Origin of the sequence: Candidatus Aquicultor secundus (genome assembly GCF_002791875.1) — a bacterium.
In the GTDB taxonomy this organism is placed as follows: Bacteria; Actinomycetota; Aquicultoria; order Aquicultorales; family Aquicultoraceae; genus Aquicultor_A; species Aquicultor_A secundus.
The window spans coordinates 17,551-26,744 of sequence record NZ_PFNG01000238.1; the positions used below are offsets into that span (position 1 = coordinate 17,551).

Annotated in this window: 9 protein-coding genes; 7 read left to right on the top strand and 2 right to left on the bottom strand. The window is 53.1% G+C overall.

The window, feature by feature from the left end; all coding sequences use genetic code 11:
* The 4 genes from COY37_RS10165 to COY37_RS10180 form a co-directional block, all read left to right on the top strand.
* Positions 1 to 735: HAD-IC family P-type ATPase (locus tag COY37_RS10165; RefSeq protein WP_286977470.1), on the top strand; the 735-nt coding region annotated here is incomplete at its 5' end.
* Between the two features lie 162 nt (positions 736 to 897).
* On the top strand, positions 898 to 1,680 hold the full coding sequence (locus tag COY37_RS10170; protein ID WP_286678647.1) for a metallophosphoesterase family protein: 783 nt from the start codon (positions 898 to 900) through the stop codon (positions 1,678 to 1,680).
* Between the two features lie 44 nt (positions 1,681 to 1,724).
* Positions 1,725 to 2,690 (top strand): ROK family protein, encoded by a 966-nt coding sequence (locus tag COY37_RS10175; RefSeq protein WP_286678648.1) that lies wholly within the window; start codon positions 1,725 to 1,727, stop codon positions 2,688 to 2,690.
* An 80-nt stretch (positions 2,691 to 2,770) separates the two neighbouring features.
* A complete protein-coding gene (locus COY37_RS10180; RefSeq protein WP_286678649.1) occupies positions 2,771 to 5,248 on the top strand; it encodes an ATP-binding protein in 2,478 nt (825 codons plus the stop codon).
* A 65-nt stretch (positions 5,249 to 5,313) separates the two neighbouring features.
* On the opposite strand, the gene COY37_RS10185 is transcribed toward COY37_RS10180, so the two are convergent.
* Positions 5,314 to 5,973: a BON domain-containing protein gene (locus COY37_RS10185; RefSeq protein ID WP_286678650.1), complete on the bottom strand. Its 660-nt coding sequence runs from the start codon at positions 5,971 to 5,973 to the stop codon at positions 5,314 to 5,316.
* Between the two features lie 187 nt (positions 5,974 to 6,160).
* Here COY37_RS10185 and COY37_RS10190 point away from each other — a divergent pair, with 187 nt between their 5' ends.
* Positions 6,161 to 7,252 (top strand): DUF362 domain-containing protein, encoded by a 1,092-nt coding sequence (locus COY37_RS10190; protein WP_286678651.1) that lies wholly within the window; start codon positions 6,161 to 6,163, stop codon positions 7,250 to 7,252.
* A gap of 12 nt (positions 7,253 to 7,264) precedes the next feature.
* A complete protein-coding gene (gene rsmI / locus COY37_RS10195) occupies positions 7,265 to 8,146 on the top strand; it encodes a 16S rRNA (cytidine(1402)-2'-O)-methyltransferase (RefSeq protein WP_286678652.1) in 882 nt (293 codons plus the stop codon).
* 114 nt (positions 8,147 to 8,260) lie between these two features.
* Here rsmI and COY37_RS10200 read toward each other — a convergent pair whose 3' ends face one another.
* Positions 8,261 to 8,512 (bottom strand): AbrB/MazE/SpoVT family DNA-binding domain-containing protein, encoded by a 252-nt coding sequence (locus COY37_RS10200; protein WP_286678653.1) that lies wholly within the window; start codon positions 8,510 to 8,512, stop codon positions 8,261 to 8,263.
* 134 nt (positions 8,513 to 8,646) lie between these two features.
* On the opposite strand from COY37_RS10200, the gene COY37_RS10205 reads away from it, so the two are divergent.
* Positions 8,647 to 9,194, top strand: a 548-nt coding sequence (locus COY37_RS10205) for a class I tRNA ligase family protein (protein ID WP_286977472.1), incomplete at its 3' end; no start/stop codon positions are given.

A 9,194-nucleotide genomic window follows, 5' to 3' on the forward strand; every position in this document is an offset into this window, starting at 1 on the left:
GATGGAAAACCGGTGCTGCTTGGAAACCTGCGCCTGATGGAAGAGCGGGGTACCCGGCTTAACGGTACACCGGCAACGGCGATCAAGCTTTCCGAGGAAGGCAAGACACCGATGTACGTTGCGGTGGACTCTAAGATTGCCGGTATCGTAGCCGTAGCCGATGTCTTAAAGCCCAACTCGGCCATGGCAGTAAAACGTCTGCATGAGATGGGCCTCGAAGTCACGATGCTTACCGGGGACAACGAGAGAACGGCTGCCGCAATTGCCAAGCAGACAGGTGTCGATCGCGTGCTTGCCGAGGTTCTGCCGGCAGATAAGGCGATTGAGGTAAAACGACTGCAGGGGCAGGGCAAGGTGGTCGCGATGGTCGGCGACGGCATCAACGACGCCCCGGCGCTTGCCCAAGCCGATATCGGCATATCGATCGGCACGGGAACCGATGTCGCTATCGAGGCCTCCGATATCACGCTCGTCGGCGGCGATTTGCAGGGTCTGGTGACTGCGATTGCTTTGAGCCGCAAGACGTTAAAGACGATTTATCAGAACCTATTCTGGGCGTTTTTCTACAACGCCATACTGATCCCGGTGGCGGCAGGTGCGCTGTATCCGATCTGGCACATCAGGCTCGACCCGATGTACGCGGCCGGCGCGATGGCGTTTAGCTCGGTCTCGGTCGTATCGAACTCGCTGCGCCTGCGACGCTTTAAAGCGCCCCAGATACGCACAACCGATTAACCTTACGTTATTTCGCTATTTTTGTTTGCGTTTGCAGTGTTGCGTAAAGTCAGCGAGAATAGGAAAATATACTAATTAGTGTTTGACTAATGTTTGATTAGTGATTCGAGGCCCAGCATGTGTTGGGCCTCGGCTCTATCCCGATCGCATGGAGCTCAAGCTATGGAAATCCAATCATATAAGATAGCGCAAATATCCGATCTTCACTGCGGCGATCCGCGTTTTAGCCGGGAGCTTTTAATCGCTGCAATCAACGAGATCAACCAGGCGAAGCCCAGGGTAGTCACGATCTGCGGCGATCTAACGACTGCGGGATATCGTGACGAGTTCGAGGCGGCCAAGGAGTACATAGATATGATCGAGTGCCCGATCAAGATCGTCATCTCGGGCAACCACGACAGCCGCAACCTTGGCTACCTACATTTTGAGAGCATCTTCGGGCCCCGATATAGGACGCTTGATTTGCAGTTTGGGATGCACTCGGAAGAAAACTTCCAGGAGCGCATAAAGTTCATTGCGGTCGATTCGGCAAAGCCGGATTTAAACGACGGCGAGATCGGGCGCGAGCACTACGGCTGGTTGCGCGAAGAATTCATGGTTGACCGCACGTTCAAGGTCTTTGTCCTGCACCATCATCTGGTGAGCGTCCCGGGAACCGGTAGGGAGCGCAACATCGTGCTCGATGCGGGCGATGTGATGGCCCTTCTTCGCGGCGCAGGGGTTGATCTCGTCTTATGCGGGCACAAGCATGTCCCCTATGTGTGGCCGCTTTCCAATATGCTTCTCATCAACAGCGGGACGGTTTCCACGCTTCGCACCCGAGGCTACACCGAGCCGTCGTATAATATGGTCACCATCGAGCCCGGAGAAATAGTAGTGACGACCAAAACACCCGGCGAGGATTTTGCACAGGAATGGTCGTTCCCCCGACGCCCGGTGTATTAAGGGTCAAGAGGCCGGGGTCTGGGGTCCAAGGAAGAGGAATAACTATGACTGGTCGGAAGGTTGCAATAGGTGTTGATGTGGGCGGGACCAAGATCGCGGTTGCGGCGGTGGATGCCGAGGGCCGTATGGTCGCTTCGTCCAAGGCGGCTACGCCCGCGGGGACATCGGAAGATGTCGTTACCGCCATCAAGGGTCTTATCGCAAAGCTTATCGAGTCCACCGCCGATATCGGCGAAGTCATGGGCATCGGCCTTGCGGTTGCCGGCACCATCGACTGGGAGCAGGGCGTGGTGGTGCAATCCCCCAATCTGCCCTTTGCCAACCTCCGTCTTAAAAGCATCGTTGAATCAAACTTCGGCCTTTCCGCGTTTATGGACAACGACGGTAATCTCGCGACATTGGGTGAGAAGTACTACGGTGCAGGCCGGGATGCCGACAACATTGTGGGCCTTACCCTCGGGACAGGCATCGGCGCCGGTATTATTATCGATGGCTGCCTCTACAGGGGTGCTACGGGAAGCGCAGCGGAGATAGGCCATATGGTCATAGAAGCGACCGGGCCGCGCTGTAGCTGTGGCTCCTACGGCTGTTTTGAGGAGATGGCCGCGGGGAGGGCGCTGGTGCGAATCGCCAAGGAGCGGGCCGGGCATACCAAGGACAGCCTTATCCTGAAGCTTGCCGGAGGCAGTATCCAAGCCATCACCGGTCCCATGGTAACCGAAGCCGCACAGAAAAACGATCCGTTAGCCCTTGATATCTTTAACGAAGTAGGCTTTTGGCTCGGTATCGGTATTAACAACGTTATCAACATTTTTAACCCGGAGCTCGTAATCCTGGGTGGCGGTATGGCGGAGGCCGGGGATCTCGTGCTCGCACCGGCCAGGAAAGTTATCGCCGAGCGCACGCTTCACCCAAACCAGGATGTTGCCGAAGTCGTGCTGGCCGATCTCGGCAACCAGGCCGGCTTGCTCGGTGCGGCGGCGCTCGTATTTAACCAACTTACCCCCTAATTCTTGGCCACCGTAATGTTTTTCCTCTGCTTAAAAAGGGTAAATTCCGAACTAACGAATTACGACTAAGGGGGACTTTCATGGGCCAACCAAGCTTAAAAAAAGTAAAAGATGCGTTCTATGAGCTGCCTGTAGTTGACTTGCGCCGCGACTGCGACCCGTCGGTGTTCAAGTTTTCGTCAACTGCAGATATCGAGCCGCTCAAGGGCACGATCGGGCAAAACAGGGCTGTCGAATCTATCGAATTCAGCCTCGGGATAAAAACCAAGGGCTTCAATTTGTATGCATCCGGGCCTCCGGGTGTGGGTAAAACCTCGACCATCAAAGATTATATCGATATAAAAGCAAAGCAAGAGCCGATCCCGAGCGATTGGTGCTATATCAATAACTTTAACGACACCGATCGGCCGTTGGCGATATCGTTGCCGCCGGGCAAAGGCAGAGAGCTTGCGAAAGATATGGATGAGGTCGTGGTTCACACCCGTGAAGAAATCCCAAAGGCGTTCGAGAGCAAGGAGTATGAGGAGCGCAAAACGCGCATCGCCAACACCTTCGAAACCGAGCGCGAAAAGGGGTTCGCCGAGATAGAAAAGAAAGCCGAAGAGCGAGGGTTTACGGTTGATATTACGACCGCGGGCATCATGACCATCCCCCTGCTGAAGGGGCGTCCCCTGCGCAGAGAGGAGTTCAGCCTTATTCCCGAGGATCAGAAAAAAGAGATCCAGCAGCGGGGTGAGGAACTGCAGTCCGAGATAAACGAAGTTCTCACCCGTGTTCGAAAGCTCGAGAAAGAGACCAAAGACAAGGTTCAGGAGCTGGATAAAGAGGTCGCGCTTTTTGCTATCGGCCACTTGCTGCAGGACTTACGAGACAAATACAACGACATACCTAAGGTGCTTACCTATTTGGATCAGGTTGAAAAAGACATTATCGCAAATTTGGAAGATTTCAAGCCCGGAGAGCGGCAGGCGGTTGCGATTCCGGGGCTAGAGGCGCTGCAGCGACCGGTAAGTTTTGATAGATACAAAGTAAATGTTATCGTTAACAACGCTGAGCAGAAGGGAGCGCCTGTCGTTGTGGAGCTTAACCCATCCTACTACAACCTGCTTGGAAAAACCGAGTATAAAGCCCAGTTTGGTGCGATGAGCACCGATTTCAGTATGATAAAATCAGGGGCTCTTCACAGGGCGAATGGCGGATATCTCATCATGCATGTGCTCGATGTGCTCACGAGCCCGCTTGCGTGGGATGCGCTGAAACGGGCGATTCGAAGCGAGGAGATCAGAATCGAGCTTATGGGCGAGCAGTACCGGGTCATACCGGCGACTACGATCAAGCCCGAGCCGATTCCGCTTAACGTAAAGATCGTATTGATCGGCAATCCGCACATCTACATGCTTCTCTACAATATGGATGAGGACTTTAGAGAGCTCTTCAAGGTCAAAGCCGACTTTAATGTGGAGATGGACCGCACGGACGAGCACATTCAAAAATACGCCGCCTTCTTGCGGGAGCAGGTTGCTGAAGCCAAGCTTAAAGACTTCGAGCCAAGCGGCGCCGCAAAGATCGTCGAGTACGGCTCATGGTTGGCAGGGGATCAGTTGAAGCTCTCTACCCGGTTCCAGGATGTTGGGGATCTGGCGAGCGAGGCGAGCTACTGGGCGGCGGCAAGCAACGCACCGCTGGTTTCGGCCGAACACGTGAAAAAAGCCCAGGATCACAAAAAATTCCGCTCCAACATGATCGAGGCGAAGATCCAGGAGATGATCAACCGCGATATCGTCTTGATCCAGACAGAGGACTCGGTTGTCGGGCAGATAAACGCTCTGTCCATCATCAGCCTCGGCGATTACTACTTCGGGCGCCCGTCCCGGATTACCGCAAAGGTTCACCTGGGTACCAAGGGAGTTATCAACATCGAGCGAGAAATCGAACAGAGCGGACCGTCTCATAGCAAAGGCGTGCTGATTTTGGCAAATTACCTGGCGGGGCAATATGCCCAGGATAAACCCCTCTCAATATCGGCGAGTTTGACGTTTGAGCAGAGCTACGAGGGAGTCGACGGCGACAGCGCCTCAAGTACCGAACTCTATGCGCTCCTCTCGGCGCTCTCCGGCGTACCGATTAAGCAGAATCTCGCGATCACGGGTTCGGTTAACCAGCGGGGCGAGGTTCAGCCGATCGGCGGGGTAAACCGCAAGATCGAGGGCTTCTTCGATGTCTGTAAAGCACGTAGTCTGACGGGCGACCAGGGAGTAATGATCCCGATTCAAAATGTGGTCAACCTTATGCTTAAGCAAGAGGTAATCGATGCGGTGAACGAAGGAAAGTTCCATATCTATCCGGTTAAGACAGTTGATGAGGGAATTCAGGTACTGACCGGTGTTGAGGCCGGCCAGCGCAAGGAAGATGGAACGTTCCCGGAGGGGACCATCCACTACCTGGTCAACCAGAAGCTTAAAGATATGGCAAACCTTTTAAGGGAATACGAAATCCCCGAGGAGTTTGAAGGCAGGGAACGAAGGAAAAGAGGTGGCGCAGCAGCTCAACACAGCTAACCCGTGAAAGACTTACAAAAGAGGCCGGTTGCTTCGAAAGAACATAGATAAAGTAAAGGCGGTCGCTAGGCGACCGCCTTTACCGTGAGTTCATTGATAACGTCGCGTACGCCGGGAGTCCACCAGGCGATATCCGAGGCGATCCACTTTTGTGTAAAATCGCCGACCCGACCCCTTAAATATACAACCGCATCCACCGATGTCACATCGATGTTTCTAATATCGATTCTTGTGTCGCGGGCAAGGCTCGCCCGTACATCTTCTTCGATATCCTGGTCCATCCTGGCCACCGCCGGGGTGACGACGACGTTGTTGATGACATCCGTAACGCCCGGGGTAAGCCAGGCGTCGCTCTCCGCAGCATTTTTCTCCGCCATCGTGCCGACGGCGCCACTCAGCACCACGATGCCGTTGCTTACCCTTACAACGATATCGGTCTCATCAACAAGAACATCCCGCTTAAAAGCGGCTTCGATATCATCTTGAATCTCGATATCCGAGCGCACGACCGACGGTTTTACAACAAGGTTGTTGATTACGTCAACCACACCTTTTATGCGGCTTGAAATCTGCGCGGCATCGAGCTTCTGGGCATACGTATCGACGATACCGCTAAGGCTAACGATCCCGCTTGTGACCGAAACATCGATGTTTGCCGCATTAATCCTTACGTCCCACGTAAGGGCATCCTGTACATCCGATAGCACCTGTTGGTCGCTGGGCATATAATACTCCTTTCACGAATTAAAAAGCGTTTCAGGTTTTCGTACCCTTAGACACCTAAAAAATCACGCACCAATTGAGGTCTCATAAGCAGAGAATAGTTACAAGTGAAAGACTATATCAATTCTTCGTACCTGGTATAATATAGACTTGGTTTTGGATTACGGTAAGCAAGCATCGAGGTGTGTAATGTCAAACGTTTACTACAGTAACTTTCATGGTAAAAAGAGCCGGTTGGATACGACAAGCAAGCTTTTTGACAAGGCGGATTTTAAGTCGATCATAGACCCCGGCGATATCGTCGCGATCAAGGTACACTTTGGCGAGCCGGGAAACACGGCGTTTCTTTCGCCGATCTTTGCACGGCGGGTCGTCGAAAAAGTCAAAGAAGCCGGGGGCAAGCCGTTCTTAACGGACGCCAACACGCTCTATGCCGGCAGGAGGTCGAATGCGGTCGATCACCTTATCTCGGCGATTGAAAACGGCTTCAGCTACGCGACAGTCGGCGCCCCGGTAGTTATCGCGGACGGTATCAACGGCAAGGACTACGTCGCGGTCGATATCGAGGGCACGCATATTAAAGAGGCTAAAATCGGAAGCGCCGTGTATCACGCGGATGCCATGATCGCCCTGACTCATTTCAAGGGACATGAGCTTACCGGTTTTGGCGGGACGCTTAAGAACATCGGGATGGGGCTGGGCTGTCGCAGCGCCAAGCAGGTCATGCACTCCGATGTACTGCCTCGCGTTAATCCGGATACCTGCACGAGCTGCGCCAAGTGCGTCAAGTGGTGTCCGACAGGAGCGATAACCGTCGCAAGCCCTGCGGTAATCGACCATGAGGTATGTATCGGCTGCGGCGAGTGCACCGTTACCTGCCCCTCGGGCGCAATCGAGGTAAATTGGGCGACCGATCCCAAGGTAATCCAGGAGAAAATCGTCGAGCATGCTTGGGCGGTAATAAAAGACAAACCCGGAAAAGTCGGGTTCTTTAACTTCATTCTTAACGTAAGCCCGGATTGTGATTGCTGGGGATGGAACGATGCCCCGATCGTCCCGGATATCGGCATTTTGGCCTCGCTCGACCCCATCGCTATCGATCAGGCAAGCGCCGATCTTGTCAACGAGGCGCAGGCGCTGGCGGGAAGCAGGCTTTCAACGGCACCGGACGACGGCGACAAGTTCAAGGCTCTCTCCGGCATCGACTGGCGTCCCCAGTTGGCTTATGGGGAGAAGCTCGGCCTCGGGGTCAGAGACTATCACCTGGTTGAGATCAAGTAGAGAATAGATAACATGTCCAACATATCTGGCGCAACCGGCAAACTCTATATCTGTGCAACACCGATCGGCAATCTTGAGGATATCACGTTGCGGGTGATGCGCACACTTAAAGAGGTCGATCTCATCGCCGCCGAGGACACGCGGGTTACCCGAAAGCTGCTCTCGCGTTACGATATCTCCACCCCGATAACGAGCTACTACGAGCATAATGAGGCCGTCAAGGGGAAAGAGCTTGTTGAGGCGATGGGTGCGGGGAAAACGATCGCCCTTGTTTCTGACGCCGGTATGCCGGGGATATCGGATCCGGGGCACCGGCTGATTAAGCTTTGTATCGAGCGCGGCATTCCCGTTGAGGCGCTCCCCGGCCCGTCATCGCTTATCACCGCGCTGGTCATTTCGGGGCTTCCCACCGATACCTTTGTCTTCCAGGGATTCCTTCCCCGCAAAAAAGGTGAGCGTACCGCGCTTCTAGAAGAGCTATTGCGAACTGGGCGTACCACCATACTATTTGAGTCCCCCCGGCGACTTAAGGCCACTATTGCAGAAATCGCTCATATCGACCCGATGCGAAGCACCGTAATTGCGCGTGAGCTTACCAAGAAATTCGAGGAGGTGATCCGGGGCTCGGCAGCAGAGCTGCTTGAGCGGCTGGATACCGCCGAAATCAAAGGCGAAGTCGTGCTGCTCTTCGGTCCGGGTCAAAAAGGGGGAGCGCAAACCATCACCGCAAGCGAACTACGGGATGCGGTGATCGGGCTGATTGAAAAAGGTACGCAAAAGAAACAGGCGATCTCAGAAGTAGCCAAGAAATTTGGCGCCGGTAAACATTCAGTCTACGAGGCAGTCCTCGACATCCACGAGCGGGGCACAAAGGATCAACCTAAAGGCCGTTAAAAAGGCCATTCATAAATTAAAAGCTAACTTGAGCAAAAGCTAACTACCGGATGCCCGGTAGCCTCAATTGTGCGAAGCCTAAGTTCTTATCGCAAGCGTCAAAATAAACTGACGCTACACCCTTTTATCGGTTATCAATTCTTTCTTACAATCTTGGCAGACGTTTTTCCCTTTGAAGCTTTCAATGTGCGTCCCGCTGCCGCAGAATACGCAAACCGCCTGGTATTTGGAGAGAACAATCGCATCGCCATCTACAAAAATCTCAAGCGGGTCTTTAATTTCAATGCCAAAAGTACGTCTAAGCTCCATCGGTATTACTATTCTTCCTAATTCGTCTACTCGTCTCACGATGCCAGTGGATTTCATGGGGTTCCTCCTGCTGCTTTCCTTGACAAGTGGTTGTTATCAATTATATGGTTGAGAAAATTTTGTGTCAACGAGTGCTATACTTTTAATATAATAAAATAGCACTCAATTTTTTCTTAAAAGGTGATATTGATTTGGCAAATTCGGCAAAAAACAGCTTTTACGTAACGACTCCGATTTACTATGTAAATGATGTTCCTCACATAGGACATGCCTATTCTACCATAATCGCAGATGTCCTCGCTCGCTATAAAAGACTTACCGGATACGACGTTCTTTTTCTCACCGGCACCGACGAGCATGGGCAAAAAGTTGAGAAAGCCGCGCGGGATAGAGGCCTTACCCCACAAGAACATTGCGATCTCATGGTAGGGCCGTTCAAGGAACTCTGGGATCGGCTCAGCATATCGTATAGCGACTTCATCCGCACCACGCAGGAGCGCCATATTAAAGTTGTACAGAATATCTTTCAGAAGCTCTACGACCAGGGAGATATCTACAAGGGCTTTTACGAGGGCTGGTATTGCATCCATGAGGAAACCTTCTATCCCGAGAGCCAGCTTGTAGGGGGTTGTTGTCCGGCCTGCGGACGCGAGGTCGAGTGGCTTAAAGAGGAGAGCTACTATTTCAGAAGCTCGAAGTACCAGGACCGTCTTCAGGCATATATCAAGGACAACCCCAG

Bases quoted from the DNA above. Each gene is read 5' to 3' on its own strand.
- COY37_RS10170 (WP_286678647.1), top strand. From the start codon at position 898: ATGGAAATCCAATCATATAAGATAGCGCAAATATCCGATCTTCACTGC.
- COY37_RS10175 (WP_286678648.1), top strand. From the start codon at position 1,725: ATGACTGGTCGGAAGGTTGCAATAGGTGTTGATGTGGGCGGGACCAAG.
- COY37_RS10180 (WP_286678649.1), top strand. From the start codon at position 2,771: ATGGGCCAACCAAGCTTAAAAAAAGTAAAAGATGCGTTCTATGAGCTG.
- COY37_RS10185 (WP_286678650.1), bottom strand. From the start codon at position 5,973: ATGCCCAGCGACCAACAGGTGCTATCGGATGTACAGGATGCCCTTACG.
- COY37_RS10190 (WP_286678651.1), top strand. From the start codon at position 6,161: ATGTCAAACGTTTACTACAGTAACTTTCATGGTAAAAAGAGCCGGTTG.
- rsmI (WP_286678652.1), top strand. From the start codon at position 7,265: ATGTCCAACATATCTGGCGCAACCGGCAAACTCTATATCTGTGCAACA.
- COY37_RS10200 (WP_286678653.1), bottom strand. From the start codon at position 8,512: ATGAAATCCACTGGCATCGTGAGACGAGTAGACGAATTAGGAAGAATA.